Source organism: Bacillus nitratireducens, from assembly GCF_036320425.1.
GTDB classification, from domain to species: domain Bacteria; phylum Bacillota; class Bacilli; order Bacillales; family Bacillaceae_G; genus Bacillus_A; species Bacillus_A nitratireducens.
In genome coordinates this window covers 282,030-298,341 of record NZ_JAUMJO010000001.1, presented here as the reverse complement: position 1 = coordinate 298,341, position 16,312 = coordinate 282,030, and the positions used below count along the sequence as shown (strand labels likewise).

The window sequence follows — 16,312 nt, the reverse complement described above, 5'->3', positions numbered from 1 at the left end:
AAGAAAGTAAGTCTAGGTTGGAACAAGGGTGGAACCACGAAAACACATTCGTCCCTTTCCTAGGGATGAGTGTGTTTTTTTTATCACTTTGAAAGGAGGTGCGGTAACATGAAGCGTTTAGTACGTACGGAAATAACCACCACCTGCATGATTAAAAAGCAGAGTAAGGTGATTCATAGGTGTAACAATTAAACTATTTAGGAGGAGATTAGAAGATGAATAACGTTATTAATGTTGGGGTATTAGGATTAGGTACTGTCGGAAGTGGTGTTGTCCATATTTTGAAAGAACATTATAAAAAAATCACTCTTGATACAGGATATGAAGTAAAGGTAAAGACAGTCGTTGTACGTGATTTGGAAAAAGAACGTGATATTTGTATCGATGGAATCGTAGTAACAAGTAATGTCGATGAAGTTCTAAATGATTCAAATATTGATATTGTAGTAGAGGTAATGGGCGGAATTGAAGAAGCGAAAGTGCATATTGTGAAGGCATTGCAAAGTAAGAAACATGTCGTAACAGCAAATAAAGATTTAATGGCTGTATATGGTGCGGAGCTTCTGCAACTGGCAAATAAAAATGAATGTGACTTATGTTACGAAGCGAGTGTAGCCGGTGGGATTCCAATATTAAGAGGATTATCAGACGGGCTAGCTTCAGATCAAATTGAAAAAATAATGGGAATTGTAAATGGAACAACAAATTATATGTTAACAAAGATGAGTCAAAATGGATGGTCGTATGAAGAGGCTTTACAGGAAGCGCAAAAATTAGGGTTTGCAGAATCAGATCCGACAGCGGATGTAGATGGACTAGACGCTGCGAGAAAGGTAGCAATTCTTGCAAACTTAGGTTTTTCGATGAATGTTTCTTTAGATGATGTTCAAGTTAGAGGTATTCGAAAGGTTGAAAAAGAAGATTTAGAGATGGCCGAAAAATTAGGATTTACAATGAAATTAATTGGTAAAGCTGAAAAACAAGGATCATCCATTCACTTAAGTGTAGAACCGACTTTATTACCACGTCATCATCCGCTATCGAATGTGAATAATGAATTTAATGCGGTGTATGTTCACGGTCAAGCGGTAGGAGAAGTGATGTTTTACGGACCTGGAGCTGGGAAGTTACCAACTGGTTCTGCTGTAGTAAGTGACATCATTTCAATCGTTAAAAATATGAATCAAGTTCCGAAAAATAAAAGTGCGTTAAAAGAACCAGAACCGTATGAATTACAAGGAGATGAAGAAGTGGTTTCGAAATATTTCTTACGTATTTCATTACGAGATGAACCTGGAATGTTGCGTGAAATAACGGAATGTTTCGTTAATTACTCTGTTAGTTTAAAAGAGGTAATCCAATTACCATTAAATCGTGAGCATGCAGAAGTAGTAGTTGTGACGCATCAAACTTCAAAATATCAATTCGAACAAGTTTTAGGAGCGATAGAAGATGTCGCAAGTGAAATAAACAGTTACTACATTATTGAGGAGGAAAAACAATATGTATAAAGGACTATTAAAACAGTACGCTTCTTATTTACCGGTGAATGAAAACACACCTGATGTCAGCTTAATGGAAGGGAATACACCCCTGATTCCATTATTAAATATATCAAAACAATTAGGGATTCAGTTATACGGAAAATATGAAGGAGCGAATCCAACAGGTTCTTTTAAAGACCGTGGTATGGTAATGGCAGTTGCAAAGGCGAAAGAAGAAGGTTCAGAGGCTATCATTTGTGCATCTACAGGTAATACATCAGCATCAGCTGCCGCATACGCGGCACGCCTCGGAATGAAATGTATTATCGTAATACCAGAAGGAAAGATTGCGCATGGGAAATTAGCGCAAGCAGTTGCTTATGGAGCGGAGATCATTTCAATAGAAGGGAATTTCGATGATGCACTTAAGGCTGTAAGAAATATTGCTGCAGAAGAGCCGATTACATTAGTAAACTCAGTAAATCCTTACCGAATTGAAGGGCAAAAAACAGCAGCATTTGAAATTTGTGACCAGTTGGAAAATGCACCAGATGTTCTAGCTATTCCTGTTGGGAACGCAGGGAACATAACAGCATACTGGAAAGGATTCTGTGAATATGAAAAAGAAAAGGGTTATAAAAAACCAAGAATTCACGGCTTTGAAGCCGAAGGAGCAGCTGCAATTGTAAAAGGGCATGTAATTGAAGAACCTGAAACGATTGCAACAGCGATTCGTATTGGTAACCCAGCGAGTTGGTCGTATGCAGTAGAGGCTGCCGAGCGGTCTCATGGTGAAATAGATATGGTGTCAGATGAAGAAATATTACATGCGTATAGATTGTTAGCAAAAACTGAAGGAGTTTTTGCAGAGCCAGGATCAAATGCTTCATTAGCGGGCGTCATTAAACATGTGCAATCTGGAAAAATCAAAAAGGGAGAAACAGTTGTTGCAGTTTTAACTGGAAACGGTTTGAAAGATCCTGATATCGCAATTTCTTCTAATAAATTTGATATTGCAAGTGTGTCAAATGATATAGAGCAAATTAAAGATCATATTAAAGGGGTGATTATGTCGTGATACCATTGAGAGTACGTGTCCCTGCTAGTACAGCGAATGTCGGACCTGGATTTGATTCAGTAGGAATAGCATTGTCATTATATTTAGATGTGGTGGTAAAGGCGGAAGCAGATAAATGGCAAGTAATCCATTCCTTTGAAGATTCAATTCCAACAGACGATAAAAATTTAATTGTTAGCACGGCATGTAAAGTATGTCCTTCTTTATCACCCTATATAATAGAAGTTACTAGTAATATTCCGCTGACAAGAGGTCTAGGAAGTAGTGCATCAGCAATTGTAGCGGGAATAGAGCTTGCGAATCAGCTTGGAAATTTGAACTTAACAACTGATCAGAAAGTTCAAATTGCAACAAATTTTGAAGGACATCCAGATAATGTTGCTGCTTCTATATTAGGTGGAACTGTAATCGGAGCACTGGATGGAAAGAATGTTTCTGTCGTAAGGATTGAAAGTAAGGAATTAGGCGTAATTTCTCTTATTCCGAATGAAGAGCTAAATACGGACGAGAGTCGATCTGTATTACCAGAGATGTTTCCATTTCATGAAGCAGTTAAGGCTAGTGCGATAAGTAACGTATTAGTAGCTGCGTTTTGTCAAAAGAAGTGGGAAGTTGTAGGTGAAATGATGGAGAGAGATCATTTTCACGAGCCGTATCGTTTAGAACTTGTACCGTTATTACCATCAATTCGTAAATGTGCAAAAGAATTCGGAGCATATGGCACAGCACTTAGCGGTGCGGGACCATCCATTTTTATATTAACTCCATATGAGAAGCGACAAGAAATTGCGGAGCAATTAGCGAGAGTATTTACCGCTATGAAAGTATGTGAGCTTGAAATCGATCATAAAGGGATTACTGTAAATAAGGAAGAACATATTGGATTATAAAGAAAGCTAGCATCGCTAGCTTTTTTATGTTGTAAATATATTTTACATCAGCATATAAAATGAAAATGAGTATTGTATAATTCAGTAAAGCGCGCATTAATTTTGGAGGCGATTATATGAGTTCAAAAGAGTCACCAGAAGAAAAAAGAGAACACATAAGACAAAGTGAGTTGAAAAATAACCCTACCGGTTCTTTGAATGATGGGCTCAATAGAGCGGAATCAGGTAGCCCTGTTGATATGACAGGGGGCATGAATTGGAAAGGTACAGGGATATTAATTTTAGTGCTAGTTTTAGGATATATAATATACACTTACTTTTTCAGTTAAGGAAAGCTTGGTGAAATTCTAATTATTAGTGCGAATAAAAAACTAGGATTAAAGTCCTATTGTATTACATATTTTCTTTAAATCAGATAATAGTTATTCTTGAATTTTTTTTATACTCATAATAGAGCTAGTGCCGCTAGCTCTATTATTTTTTGCCACATTCCTGTAACAAAGCCCCTGTATATTCAGTGGTGGAGGTGCAGAAGATGAAAAAAATGATAGCAATATGTCTTCTTACAACTATGTCATTTTCGACTTTAGTTGGGTGTGATGTAAAAGGTAATAATACTGTACAAGAGTCTAAAATAAAGAAAGCGACGTATAAAGATTTTACTTACGATGTAAATCCAGAGACTTTCGCGTTAACTGTAGAACATGATGGCGTAAAGGAACAGGCATCACAACCGTTACCGAAAATGAAAGTATCAAATGTAAAAAAAGATAAGGATCGCACATCGTGGGAATATCCAGATGAAAAAGTAAAAATAAACTTAGAAAAGAAAAAAGACCACTTAAATATTGAAGTGGAATCGACTGGTGCAGAAAGCTTTACATGGCCGAAAGTACAAGCTGAAAATTATATACTTCCGTTATGGGAAGGTAAGCAAATCCCAAGTAATGATGAGAATTGGAAGAAGTTTTTAAAGGATGATTCATATTCATTTGCTGAATCATTTTCTATGAAGTTTTTCGCATTAAATGGTTCGAAATATTCGATCGTATATATTGCGAACAATATGTTTAATAATGAATTGAAATTTCATTCGGATCCGAAAATAGGATTTGATTTTACACATGAATTCCCGAGTATAAATAAAAATAAAACGTACGGATTTCAGTTATATGTGACAAATAATGATGCAGTAAGTATTGCTAAACTGTATAAGGATAATATTGCTCGAAAAGGTGAATTTAAAACATTACAAGAAAAGGCAAGAAAAAATAAAGAAATCGAAAAACTTTACGGGGCAGCTCATTTTTACTTTTGGAATCAAAATGGATTATCAGAAAGTAACGTAAATTGGCCGAAGCTAAGAGAGCAAATAAATAGCCCTGTGTTTAGCCATATAAAAGAGCTTATTCAAAAGAATAGTTCAGAGCCTGGAGAATTGAATGTATTTGAGCAAGTAAGTAAACAAGATTTCATCGATAAGTATCAAAAAAATGTTATTTTGCGTTATGTAAACGAAGTATTATCAATGAAGGGATTTTATAAAGAGGATATTTTTCCTAAAGTTGATCAGGAAGCTAGTGCACTATTAAAGAAAGGCATAGATCACTTATCGAATATGGAGTTATATAACTTAAATAAGCATTTATTAAAGTCGATACTTGGTGACGCGGTTGAAGAAGTAAGTAAATGGGGTAACGCAGATGGGACAGATATTATAAAGGAAATGAAAGAAGCAGGAATAGACAAAGCGTGGATTGGTCTACCGAACTGGGAACAAGGATATATGCAGCCTAATTTCGTTACAGAAGCTAAGAAAATGGGATATTTAGTTGGTCCGTATGATTCTTATCACTCAATTCATGAGAAAGGTGATAAGAATTGGAATACAGCATCTTTTAATGATCCATCGTTATATGAAGAGGCTACTGTAACGAAGAAAAATGGAGAAAAGGTGCAAGGATTTTTAGGTAGAGGAAGAAAACTAAATCCGACATTATCACTTCCTAGCGTAAAAGAAAGAATGAACGATATATTACAAAATGGTCCTAAATATAATTCATGGTTTATTGATTGTGATGCAACAGGTGAAATTTATGATGACTATTCAGCAAAACATATAACGTCACAAGAACAAGACTTAAAAGCAAGATTACAACGAATGGATTATATTGCCCAAGAAAAAGGTATGGTAGTTGGCTCTGAGGGCGGAAATGACTTTGCAAGTAGTACGATTGCATTTGCTCATGGAATTGAAACTCCAGTTATTAAATGGGACGATGAAGATATGAGGAAAAACAAAACAAGCCCGTATTATGTCGGTGGATATTATTCACCCAATCAAAATGTTCCCGAAAAATATGCAAAACAAGTACCGTTGAAAGAAGAATATAAACAAGTATATTTAAATCCAGTATATTCGGTTCCGTTATATAAATTAGTATACAACGATTCTGTTATTACAACGCATCACTGGGAATGGGGAAGTTTGAAAGTAAAAGATGAGGTAGGAAGCCGTATGCTATATGAGTTATTGTATAATTTTCCGCCGTTGTACCATTTAGATGCAGTAGAGTGGAATAAGCATAAAAAAGAAATTACAGAGCATCTGAAAGTTTGGAATGAAGTTCATAAAAAGGCAGTAAAAGAAGAAATGACGGACTTTGCATATCTGTCAGAAGATAAGTTAGTACAATCGGCTTCTTATGGAAAAGATATTAAAATCATTGTGAATTTCTCAAATGAAGATGTGGAAATAGAAAAAATGAAAATAAAAGCAAAATCAGCTTTAATTAATAATAATGGGAAACAAATAATGTACACACCAAATAAAAAATAATAAAGTGAAACTTTAATCAGTGGGGGGATTTATCCCTCACTGATTAATAGTCCGCACCAATCAAGATTTTACGGCACAAACTGGACTCTTTATTCCTGCTAAATTGTGAGGTGAAAATTTTACTATCTGCAATAAAAGAATGATAAATCTGTAATTTCAAATGTTTTGAAGTGTTAAATTTTTGAAGTTGATAAACAGTGACTTGCCAAAAATAAGCACGAGAGTATAATGTGAAATGGAATACATATTGGATTCATGATGTAACCTTACAAAAATGTAAGGTGATTGAAAGGAAATTCAATATGAAGATTACTAGACATACATTATACTAGGAAAAGAGAAAGAGAGGAGAATGAACATGAGCTCTGAATTAGAACAAAATACGAGAAGCAATAAAAAACGTTCTAAACGAAAGTCAATAAAATGGTTCATTTTAATTCCATTTTTCCTACTTATTTTTGGAGGAGTAGGATATGGATCGTTTATATATAACAAAGCAAAAGCTGTTGTAAGTGATGCGTATGCAAAAATTGATAAGTCATCAAAGCGTGATAAAGAAGTTGAACCTTTAAAGGACAACATTTCAATTTTAATCATGGGTGTAGATGGAAGTGAAATGAGAAAAGACCAATATGGTGAAGCTGTTCGAACAGATGCACTTTTATTAGCGACAATTAATAAAGATGATAAATCAGTTAAATTAGTAAGTATTCCGCGTGATTCACGTGTTTATATTCCAACTAGAAAGAAATTAGATAAAATTACACACGCCCACGTATTTGGCGGTGTTGAAAGCACAAGAGATACAGTGGAAAGATTTTTAAATGTTCCTGTTGATTATTATGTGAAGTTTAACTTTGAATCATTCGTACAAATTGTAGATTCAATTGGTGGTATTGATATTGATGTACCGGTTACTTTCACTGAACAAGATAGTAAAGACCAAGCAGGTATGATTCATTTAGAAAAAGGTTACCAACATTTAAATGGTGAACAAGCCCTTGCGCTTGCTAGAACGCGTAAAATTGATAGTGACGCAATGCGTGGTCAAAGACAACAACTTGTAATTGAAGCAATTGCGAAAAAAGCTATGTCTGTTCAATCAATTAGTAAAATGGGCTCGTTACTTGATGCAGTTGATAAAAATATGAAAACAAATTTAACATTTGATGATATGCTTGCTATTACGAAAAATATGGCAGGATCAGATTTGCAAATGGAAAAGATGCAAATTGAAGGTACTGATAAACGTATTGGTGGTATTTATTATTACATTCCAAACGAAAAAAATGTGAAAGATATTTCGACTAAGTTAAATGAGCATTTAGGTGTTACACCAAAACCAACTCGAAATGAATAGTCAAAAAAGATTGGCCTTCGCCAATCTTTTTTTATGGGAATATAATTGTAACTTTTCTGTAACGATTTTTTATTTTAGAAAAATTATACTCATATATATGAGAATATTGGAGAAGCAAATAGTATAGAGAAATACTTAAAATCTGTAGTAAGGAAAGATATCATATGCAGAAATGGATAAGCATTTTGGGAATCATTTTTATATTGACTGGATGTAAAATGTCTGAAGCTCCAACAAGTTTAATGGCAGCTCCTGCAAATGAAAAGTGGATGAATGAATTAAAAGAGCAAATAGATAAAGATTTGCCTATTAATTATCGATTGCTTACTCCAATGTCTAATAAAGATAAACAGATGATTTGGTCAATGGATTTTAAACAAGATAATAAAAAAGAAGCGATTGTATTTTATAAATTACAGAATGAAGATTGGAGTATATACTTAGCTATTTATGCGGAAAGCAACAATGGTTGGAAACTAAAGTCCACTCATACATTTGATGGTGAGGATATAGATATCGTTAAAGTCGGTGATTTTACAGGGAACGGGAAGCGAGAGTTATTAATTGGGATCACTGTAAGTCGTGAATCTTTAGAACATGTAATGTATGCTTTTTCGGAAGAAAATGATGATATGAAGGAGATTTATAATCGGCAATATACGAAGTTATTTATAGAGGATTTAAATCAAAATGGCCTTAATGATATAAGTCTTGTTACGTATAAAAAAGACGAACAATTGAAAGTTGAGTTCATTGAACAGTTTAAGACAGTATCAGAAGTTACATTTGATCCTTTTATAAATAGTATTCAAAGAATACAAATGGGCCATATTTCTAAAACATTAAAGGCAATTGTAATTGATGCAGGAATTGGGGCTCATTCAGGTATAACATATGTAGCGAAATTTGATAAGGATCATTATGAAGTACTACCTATGGATGGGAAAGAAGACTTATTCAATGAGTATGTTGTGGAAAGTAAAGACGTTAATGAGGACGGTATTATTGAATTTGTTCGTACTGTGCGTCCAAAAGGTTGGGAAGAGGTATCGTACGGAGAGAGCACGATGTTTGAACGTTATATACAGTGGAGTGAAGAGGGAATTAAACCGATAGAAGAAAGATATGTCAATATAGAGAAAGGTTATTTTGTCAAAATCCCTCAAGCGCTAATTGGAAAAATAACTGTCCCAGTTCAGCAAGACGCATCGGATGTTCAAAAATTTATAGATGTAACTACAAATGAAATATGGCTTGAAGTCCATATTTTTAAGCGGAAAGAATGGTTCAAAATAAAAGGATACGAGGCAGCTGTTAAAACGGCTTCTCACGTATATGCAGTACCGAAGCAATCTAAATTTGAAAAAGTAAAAGCATATATAAAACCGCTAGCGGATTATCAACAAGAGTAGGGAGGTGGGAATTATGTCAGCAATTTTAGTTTTAGAAGATGAAATACCAATCCGTAGTTTTATTGTCTTAAATTTGAAACGTGCTGGATTTTATGTATTAGAAGCTAGTACTGGAGAAGAGGCGTTACAGATTTTAAGTGAACAAACTGTTAATGTAGCGTTACTTGATGTTATGTTGCCGGGGATTGATGGTTTTCAAGTTTGTAAAGCTATCCGGGAAGAAAATAAAAAAATGGGTATTATTATGCTAACCGCACGTGTACAAAATGAAGATAAAGTACAAGGGCTAGGAATTGGTGCAGATGATTATATCGCAAAGCCGTTTAGTCCAGTAGAATTAATTGCACGTATACAATCTTTATTAAGAAGAATAGAAGTACATGAAGAAAAAACGAATACAATCACGTCTGGTCCGTTTTCGTTAAATATCATAGAAGAAAGATTATATAAAGGTGGACAATTAGTTGATTTAACCCCTACGGAGTACATGATACTACAGTATTTAATGAATCAGGCTTCGAAGCCGGTTTCGCGTGATGAAATTTTAAATATGATTTGGGGAACTAATTACGTAGGCGAGACGAAGGTAGTCGATGTAAATATGAGACGGTTACGTCAAAAGATAGAATGTAATCCGTCAGAACCAGAGTTTATCCATACTGTGTGGGGAAAAGGATATGTGTGGAAGGAAACTATAAGATGAGACGGAAAGTGACTTTATATTTTATGACGGTCATTATACTTATGCTTGTATTATTTGAAGTAGTATTTTCAGTTTCCATTTATCGATATTATTATAATGGTATTGTGCAATATGTTGAATCTCATGCAAAGACAAGTACACGTTTTTTCTCAGAATACAATTCACTATATTTTATTCGCTTGCAAGAATATAGCGGAGAAATAATTGAGAGTTTCCAATTAGAAGGAACGGAATTACAATTGATTGATCGTCATGGTACGATTATACAGTCGTCAAGTGGACAAAAGGTGGAAGGTAAAGTGATTATTCCATATTCTTTACTAGAAGGAGAAATGTATCATCAAGTTACTATTACGAAAGATGGTGTGAAACAATTAGAAGTATATAGTCCACTGATTCATCAAGGACAAACTATTGGCGTTTTAAAATATACGACTGTGTTAACAGATGTCAATGCAAAGATAATCGAAATTATTTTGTTTACTATTTCAGTTGGAATTGTCATCTCAGGTATCGTATTTTTAATAAGTAGACGATTGGCGAATTCGTTTGTGAAACCTATCGAATCTATTATTCATGCTTCTTCGCAAATTGCAGAAGGTACATTAAAGGAGCAAATTAAAGAAGATTATCCTGGTGAATTAGGTGAGTTAGCACATAGTTTAAATTATATGGCCGATAAAATAGAAAAAGCTGAGCAAATGAAAAATGAATTTATTGCCTCTATTTCGCATGAAATACGAACACCTTTAACAGGGATTAAAGGGTGGAGTGAGACGTTAAAAACAGTAGATCATTTAACAGATGAAGAAATAAAGCAAGGTATGGGAATTATTTCAGGTGAAACAGACCGATTGATACATTTAGTAGAAGAGTTACTAGATTTTTCAAGATTGCAGTCAAATCATTTTAATTTATATAAACAAAAGGTGCAATTGTACGATATACTAGAAGAGACGATTTGGCAATTAACTCCTAAATCAGAAGAGAAACAGATTCAACTAGTCGCTAATTTAGAACGAGTAGAACTAGTAGGAGATCGAAATAGACTAAAACAAGTTTTTCTAAATATTATTCACAATGCTATTAAATATTCAAATGAAAAAGGTACAATTTACATTGAAGCGGCCAAAAGTGATGGAAAAGCCGTGATTAAGGTGACAGATCAAGGTATTGGAATTGCTAAAGAGCATCTACCATTTATAGAGCAGTCATTTTATCAGATTAATAACCATATTGAGGGCGCAGGTATTGGATTAGCTATCGTAAAAAAAATGGTGGAGCTTCATGGTGGTACGCTTAGTATTACAAGTAGAGAAAGAGTAGGAACAACAATTTTGATAAAACTCCCACTATAATTTTATATAAAGTATGTTTATATAGTGTAATAAAAATAAATAGATGTATAATTATATTGGGTGATTTATATATGAGATTAATAGAGAGAGGAATTCGATAGAATGGAAAAGGCTTTTAACTTTAAACGTGTAGTAGTCGTTTTAATAGCGATTGCAATAGTAGCTATTGGGTATTTCATGTTTCAATCTATTACTTCACCAGCAAAAGCTGTAGCGAAACAAGAAAATGTAGTGCAGCTTGCAAGTGAACAATCGAAAGTTGAAATGAATAAAACGGCACCAAGTCGTTTTAACGGAGTGGAAAGAAAAGTTGCTTATCTTACATTTGATGATGGGCCAGGAAAATATACGGCTGAATTATTAAATATGTTAAAACAGCATGATGCGAAGGCGACATTCTTTTTAATCGGAGCGAATGTAAAAGCGTTTCCTGATTTAGTAAAACGTGAAAATGCAGAGGGTCATTATGTTGGAATGCATAGTATGACACACAATTTTGCGAAGTTATATAAAAATGGCGAATATGTTAATGAAATGAAAGAAGATCAAAGCTTAATCGCAAATATTATTGGGAAATCACCTAAATTAACACGTCCACCATACGGGTCGAAGCCTGGTTTAAATGAAGACCTTCGAAACAAAGTAGTAGAGGGTGGTCTTAAAGTATGGGACTGGACAATTGATTCTTTAGACTGGAAATACAATAAAGTACCAGTCGATGCAGCGGCAGCACAAATCGCTCAAAATGTATTAGCTGGTGCAACAAATCCTCAAGAAGTCATTTTAATGCATGATATTCATCCGCAATCAGTCGCAGCTGTGCCAGCAATATTAAAGGGTCTAAAAGAAAAGGGTTATGAGTTTGAAGCATATCATGAAGAGAATCACTTCCCCGTGAACCTCTGGCATGATAACCGTATGTAATGGAGGAATTGACGTTGAAATATGGAAAAGTAGCAGTAGTTGGAGCATTATCAGTAGGATTATTATCAGGTTGTTTTGGTGAAAAGCCAGAAGAAAATTTATTTACGGCTTTTGAAGCAGCAGCTACACAAGAAAAATCTTTAGCAGATGACACAAAAAAATTAGAGAAGTTAGAACAGCAAGGACAAGAACTTTATTCTCAAATTTTACAAGAAGGTAAAGAGCATAATGAAGCAGTTTCAAAGAAAATAGAGCAAGCTACTGCAAATGTAGACGAGCGTGAAAAAGTATTGAAAAACTCGAAGGAACAGTTAGAAAAAGCGCAGAAAGAAACGACATCTGTTCAAAGTAATATTGAAAAACTCGAAGATAAGAAATTACAAAAACAAGCAAAAACAGTAGAAGAATCGTATAAAAATCGTTATGATGCCTTCCAAAAGATGAATGAGAATTACACGAAGGCGTTAGCGACTGAAAAAGAGCTGTATGAAAAATTAAAAGTAAAAGAAACGAAGTTAAAAGAAATTGGTGAAAAAGTTAAAACTGTTAATGGGTTAAATGTGGAAGCGCAAAAGGCGAAAGAACAATTTAATAAATATACAAAAGAGTATAATGATAATAAATTAACATTTTATAAAGATGCACAAATTAAGATTAAAGAACAAAAATAAAGAAGTATCTTAATTACGATAAAAAATCTATAGAAAAAGCCGAAAAAACATTATAATAAAAATGTTTTTTCGGCTTTTGTCGTTAAATGAATAGAAAAGACTGGAATTGATATCATAAAAGAGTTATAGTGAATTATTCCAAGGGAAACATTGTAAAGTAAGGAGATTGAATTATGTCATATGAATTTTTATTCAAATTAGGTTTAGCACTCTTTTTAGGATTATTCATCGGAATAGATAGGCAGCTAAAGAATAAACCGCTTGGTGTGAAAACAAGTATGGTTATTTCCGTAGCGAGTTGTTTAATTACAATGGTTTCAATTGAATCAGTGAATGTTTATTCTGTACCGGGTCATACAAATATGGATCCAATGCGTCTTGCTGCCCAAATTGTAAGTGGTATCGGTTTTCTTGGAGCAGGGGTAATTTTACGAAGAAGTAATGACGTTATTTCGGGATTAACGACAGCTTCTATGGTGTGGGCTGCTTCAGCTTTAGGTATTGCGATTGGAGCAGGATTTTATATACAAGCGACGGTTGCTATGATTTTAATTATTTTAGCGATTAACGTACTTCCGCAAATTGTGAAAATTGCAGGCCCTTATTCATTAAGACAAAAGGACTTATCTATAAAAATTACTGTAAAAGAGCATCAAGAATTAGATGGTATATTTAAGCAAATTAAAAATTTAGGTATGCATGTGAAACGAGTGAAAATTAAAGATATTGATAATGGAGCATTCCAGCAATTGGAGATGGTTATTTTAGCTCCAGAAGATTTATATACAACTGAGTTATACAGTTCTCTAAAAGAGATTGATCGTGTTGTCTCAGTTGAAGTTGAAAGTAGATAATTATGATAAAAAAGAGTGAAGTGAATTCACTCTTTTTTTATTTGGATTTTCAAGGAAATAAATTGATATAATGATGAGTAAACAAGGGGGAGAAATGATGGAAATACATATAAGAAGAGCGATAAAAGATGATATACCAGGTATAGCAAAGGTGCATGTTGATAGCTGGAAAACAACGTATAAAGGGATATTTGCTGAAAAAATTTTAGAAAATATAACATATGAGCAACGAGAAAAACTATGGGAAAACATTTTTCAACAAGAAGATAAACACCAATATAGATTTGTAGCAGAGACGTTGGATGGAACAATTATCGGATTTATTGACGGGGGAGTTGAAAGAAGCGGTACATATAATTGTGATGGGGAATTATATGCGATTTATGTGTTACGACAGTATCAAGGATTGAAAATAGGAAAAAGGCTAGTTCAAGTATTTTTATCTGAGTGCAAAAAAAATAATATGCAATCGCTGTTAGTTTGGGTAGTTACGAATAATCCTTCTAAAAAGTTTTATGAAAAATATAGTCCAGAAAAAATTGATACGAAATTTTTAGAAAGACTGAATGTAGAAGAAACAGCGTATTGTTGGAGAAATATAAATAATATTATTATGTAAACTTGTTGTTTGAAAGAGGTATACCAATTAAGGTATACCTCTTTTGTTTAACTATTTTGGATGGATTACTAATGAAAAAAAGTAAGTATGTAGTTTGAAATTGAGAATTTTTCTTATGTATTTTTAATCAGATTAAAGAAAGTCTGAAAAAAAGAAAAGTTTATTCAGATTTAAAAATTCTGAAATAAACTATTGAATTGATAATGATAATCAATTAGAATCTTAATTGATAACAAGATTCAATTATCAATTGTAATATGAAATTCCGATAGCGTTCATATAAAGAGGAGGACAAGTATGCAGCGTGCGAAACAAATCGCGGAACATGCAACAATACAAAGTTTTTTAAATTGTTATTTAAGAGAAACAGGAAGTGGAGAATGGATTACAGAGGATAAAAGGATAGAGGATATTTTCTACCATTCATTACAAAGAGATACTTGCTCTACTTATTTATGCTGTCGGTTATCGGCACAAAACATTACTTTGTATGGAGAGGTTATATATAAATCACCAACAGATCGTCATTTGTTTGGAGAACAATTTTATTATCAAATGGGAGAAAATAAGAATGTTATAAAAGCAGATTACGTTACAGTTATTACATTTTTAATAAAAGAGATGTCTATCAACTACGGAGAAGGGACGAATCCTGCTGAACTTATGTTTCGAGTCATTTGTAGTTGTCAAAATATTGAGGAATTTACAAAAGAGAGAATAGAAGATACATCCGAATTATATGGTTTCCATACATCTTTTATAGAGGCGGAGCAATCTTTATTATTTGGACATTTAACTCATCCAACCCCAAAGAGTAGACAAGGTATTTTGGAGTGGAAAAGTGCAATGTATTCTCCAGAATTAAAAGGAGAATGTCAGCTTCATTATTTTAGGGCACATAAAAGTATAGTAAATGAAAAATCATTATTAGCAGATTCTACAACAACGATTATAAAAGAAGAATTAAGTAATGATGAGATGGTTAGTAAGGAATTTATATCGAAGTATTGTACTGAAGATGAATATTCATTAATTCCAATTCATCCGCTTCAGGCAGAATGGCTATTACACCAACCTTACGTACAGGATTGGATAGATCAAGGAGTACTTGAATATATCGGTCCTGCCGGTAAGTATTATATGGCAACATCATCACTAAGGACACTATATCATCCGGATTCGAAGTATATGCTTAAGTTTTCATTTCCGGTGAAAGTAACGAATTCAATGCGTATTAATAAACTGAAAGAACTTGAGAGTGGTCTTGAAGGGAAGGAAATGTTAAATACGGCTATTGGTGAGGTACGAGAAAGATTTCCAGGCTTTGATTTTATTTGTGATCCAGCCTTTATTACATTAAATTATGGAACACAAGAATCTGGATTTGAAGTGATTATTCGCGAGAATCCTTTTTATAGTGAACATGCAAATGACGCTACATTAATTGCTGGGCTAGTTCAAGACGCTATACCTGGGGAACGTACTCGGTTATCAAATATTATTCATCGCCTAGCAGATTTAGAAAGTAGAAGCTGTGAAGAAGTAAGCTTAGAGTGGTTTAGACGATATATGAACATTTCTTTAAAGCCGATGGTATGGATGTATTTACAGTATGGTGTTGCATTAGAAGCCCATCAGCAAAATAGCGTTGTTCAGCTAAAGGATGGTTATCCGGTCAAATATTATTTCCGTGATAATCAAGGGTTTTATTTCTGTAATTCAATGAAAGAGATGCTTAATAATGAATTAGCTGGTATTGGAGAACGTACTGGAAATTTATATGACGATTATATTGTAGATGAGAGATTTCGTTACTACTTAATTTTCAATCATATGTTTGGCCTCATTAATGGTTTTGGCACAGCAGGATTAATTAAGGAGGAAATTCTTCTCTCGGAATTAAGGTCTGTACTTGAATCATTCCTTCCGTATAATCGGGAACCTTCTACATTTTTAAGAGAATTGCTGGACGAAGATAAGTTGGCATGTAAAGCGAATTTACTAACGAGATTTTTCGATGTCGATGAGTTAAGTAATCCATTAGAGCAAGCAATTTATGTGCAAGTACATAATCCACTCGTTAGGGAAGTGGCTGTTCGTTCATAAATAGCGTTAAAATT

The 16,312-nt window shown here is 33.8% G+C and carries 14 protein-coding genes and 1 other annotated feature (1 of these 15 running past the window's edge); all 14 genes read left to right on the top strand.

The window, feature by feature from the left end; all coding sequences use genetic code 11:
* Positions 1 to 59 (top strand) — a binding site (T-box leader) (it extends 173 nt beyond the left edge of the window).
* 156 nt (positions 60 to 215) lie between these two features.
* The 14 genes from Q3V31_RS01620 (at position 216) to asbA (ending at position 16,298) form a co-directional block, all read left to right on the top strand.
* Positions 216 to 1,511, top strand: a complete 1,296-nt coding sequence (locus Q3V31_RS01620; RefSeq protein WP_329761857.1) for a homoserine dehydrogenase — start codon at positions 216 to 218, stop codon at positions 1,509 to 1,511.
* Entirely contained in the window at positions 1,504 to 2,562 is a 1,059-nt protein-coding gene (gene thrC / locus Q3V31_RS01615; protein ID WP_000276431.1) for a threonine synthase, read from the top strand. Before Q3V31_RS01620 ends, thrC begins: the two co-directional genes overlap by 8 nt.
* Positions 2,559 to 3,452 (top strand): homoserine kinase, encoded by an 894-nt coding sequence (gene thrB / locus Q3V31_RS01610; protein ID WP_000612652.1) that lies wholly within the window; start codon positions 2,559 to 2,561, stop codon positions 3,450 to 3,452. Before thrC ends, thrB begins: the two co-directional genes overlap by 4 nt.
* Before the next feature lie 116 nt (positions 3,453 to 3,568).
* A complete protein-coding gene (locus Q3V31_RS01605) occupies positions 3,569 to 3,781 on the top strand; it encodes a DUF6366 family protein (RefSeq protein ID WP_000095426.1) in 213 nt (70 codons plus the stop codon).
* A gap of 206 nt (positions 3,782 to 3,987) precedes the next feature.
* Positions 3,988 to 6,291: a glycoside hydrolase gene (locus tag Q3V31_RS01600; RefSeq protein ID WP_329761854.1), complete on the top strand. Its 2,304-nt coding sequence runs from the start codon at positions 3,988 to 3,990 to the stop codon at positions 6,289 to 6,291.
* Positions 6,292 to 6,649: 358 nt separating this feature from the next.
* Positions 6,650 to 7,651, top strand: a complete 1,002-nt coding sequence (locus tag Q3V31_RS01595) for an LCP family protein (RefSeq protein ID WP_000093637.1) — start codon at positions 6,650 to 6,652, stop codon at positions 7,649 to 7,651.
* A gap of 164 nt (positions 7,652 to 7,815) precedes the next feature.
* Positions 7,816 to 9,063, top strand: a complete 1,248-nt coding sequence (locus tag Q3V31_RS01590) for a hypothetical protein (protein WP_090813179.1) — start codon at positions 7,816 to 7,818, stop codon at positions 9,061 to 9,063.
* A gap of 13 nt (positions 9,064 to 9,076) precedes the next feature.
* Positions 9,077 to 9,766 carry a response regulator transcription factor gene (locus Q3V31_RS01585; RefSeq protein ID WP_001274205.1) on the top strand — a complete coding sequence of 230 codons (690 nt, stop codon included), beginning with the start codon at positions 9,077 to 9,079 and terminating at the stop codon, positions 9,764 to 9,766.
* On the top strand, positions 9,763 to 11,124 hold the full coding sequence (locus Q3V31_RS01580) for a sensor histidine kinase (RefSeq protein WP_090813180.1): 1,362 nt from the start codon (positions 9,763 to 9,765) through the stop codon (positions 11,122 to 11,124). Before Q3V31_RS01585 ends, Q3V31_RS01580 begins: the two co-directional genes overlap by 4 nt.
* Positions 11,125 to 11,226: 102 nt before the next feature.
* The gene (locus Q3V31_RS01575; RefSeq protein ID WP_000409396.1) at positions 11,227 to 12,048 is read left to right on the top strand and encodes a peptidoglycan-N-acetylglucosamine deacetylase; all 822 of its coding nucleotides are present in this window, start codon (positions 11,227 to 11,229) and stop codon (positions 12,046 to 12,048) included.
* 14 nt (positions 12,049 to 12,062) lie between these two features.
* A complete protein-coding gene (locus Q3V31_RS01570; protein ID WP_090813181.1) occupies positions 12,063 to 12,719 on the top strand; it encodes a YkyA family protein in 657 nt (218 codons plus the stop codon).
* A 173-nt stretch (positions 12,720 to 12,892) separates the two neighbouring features.
* On the top strand, positions 12,893 to 13,573 hold the full coding sequence (locus Q3V31_RS01565) for an MgtC/SapB family protein (protein ID WP_000119498.1): 681 nt from the start codon (positions 12,893 to 12,895) through the stop codon (positions 13,571 to 13,573).
* A gap of 97 nt (positions 13,574 to 13,670) precedes the next feature.
* A complete protein-coding gene (locus Q3V31_RS01560; RefSeq protein WP_139265895.1) occupies positions 13,671 to 14,192 on the top strand; it encodes a GNAT family N-acetyltransferase in 522 nt (173 codons plus the stop codon).
* Between the two features lie 297 nt (positions 14,193 to 14,489).
* On the top strand, positions 14,490 to 16,298 hold the full coding sequence (asbA, locus tag Q3V31_RS01555; protein ID WP_090813183.1) for a petrobactin biosynthesis protein AsbA: 1,809 nt from the start codon (positions 14,490 to 14,492) through the stop codon (positions 16,296 to 16,298).
* Positions 16,299 to 16,312: the final 14 nt, after the last annotated feature.

Excerpts from the sequence above, each read along its gene's own strand:
- Q3V31_RS01620 (WP_329761857.1), top strand. The coding sequence starts at position 216 with ATGAATAACGTTATTAATGTTGGGGTATTAGGATTAGGTACTGTCGGA.
- thrC (WP_000276431.1), top strand. The coding sequence starts at position 1,504 with ATGTATAAAGGACTATTAAAACAGTACGCTTCTTATTTACCGGTGAAT.
- Q3V31_RS01605 (WP_000095426.1), top strand. The coding sequence starts at position 3,569 with ATGAGTTCAAAAGAGTCACCAGAAGAAAAAAGAGAACACATAAGACAA.
- Q3V31_RS01600 (WP_329761854.1), top strand. The coding sequence starts at position 3,988 with ATGAAAAAAATGATAGCAATATGTCTTCTTACAACTATGTCATTTTCG.
- Q3V31_RS01595 (WP_000093637.1), top strand. The coding sequence starts at position 6,650 with ATGAGCTCTGAATTAGAACAAAATACGAGAAGCAATAAAAAACGTTCT.
- Q3V31_RS01590 (WP_090813179.1), top strand. The coding sequence starts at position 7,816 with ATGCAGAAATGGATAAGCATTTTGGGAATCATTTTTATATTGACTGGA.
- Q3V31_RS01585 (WP_001274205.1), top strand. The coding sequence starts at position 9,077 with ATGTCAGCAATTTTAGTTTTAGAAGATGAAATACCAATCCGTAGTTTT.
- Q3V31_RS01580 (WP_090813180.1), top strand. The coding sequence starts at position 9,763 with ATGAGACGGAAAGTGACTTTATATTTTATGACGGTCATTATACTTATG.
- Q3V31_RS01575 (WP_000409396.1), top strand. The coding sequence starts at position 11,227 with ATGGAAAAGGCTTTTAACTTTAAACGTGTAGTAGTCGTTTTAATAGCG.
- Q3V31_RS01565 (WP_000119498.1), top strand. The coding sequence starts at position 12,893 with ATGTCATATGAATTTTTATTCAAATTAGGTTTAGCACTCTTTTTAGGA.
- Q3V31_RS01560 (WP_139265895.1), top strand. The coding sequence starts at position 13,671 with ATGGAAATACATATAAGAAGAGCGATAAAAGATGATATACCAGGTATA.
- asbA (WP_090813183.1), top strand. The coding sequence starts at position 14,490 with ATGCAGCGTGCGAAACAAATCGCGGAACATGCAACAATACAAAGTTTT.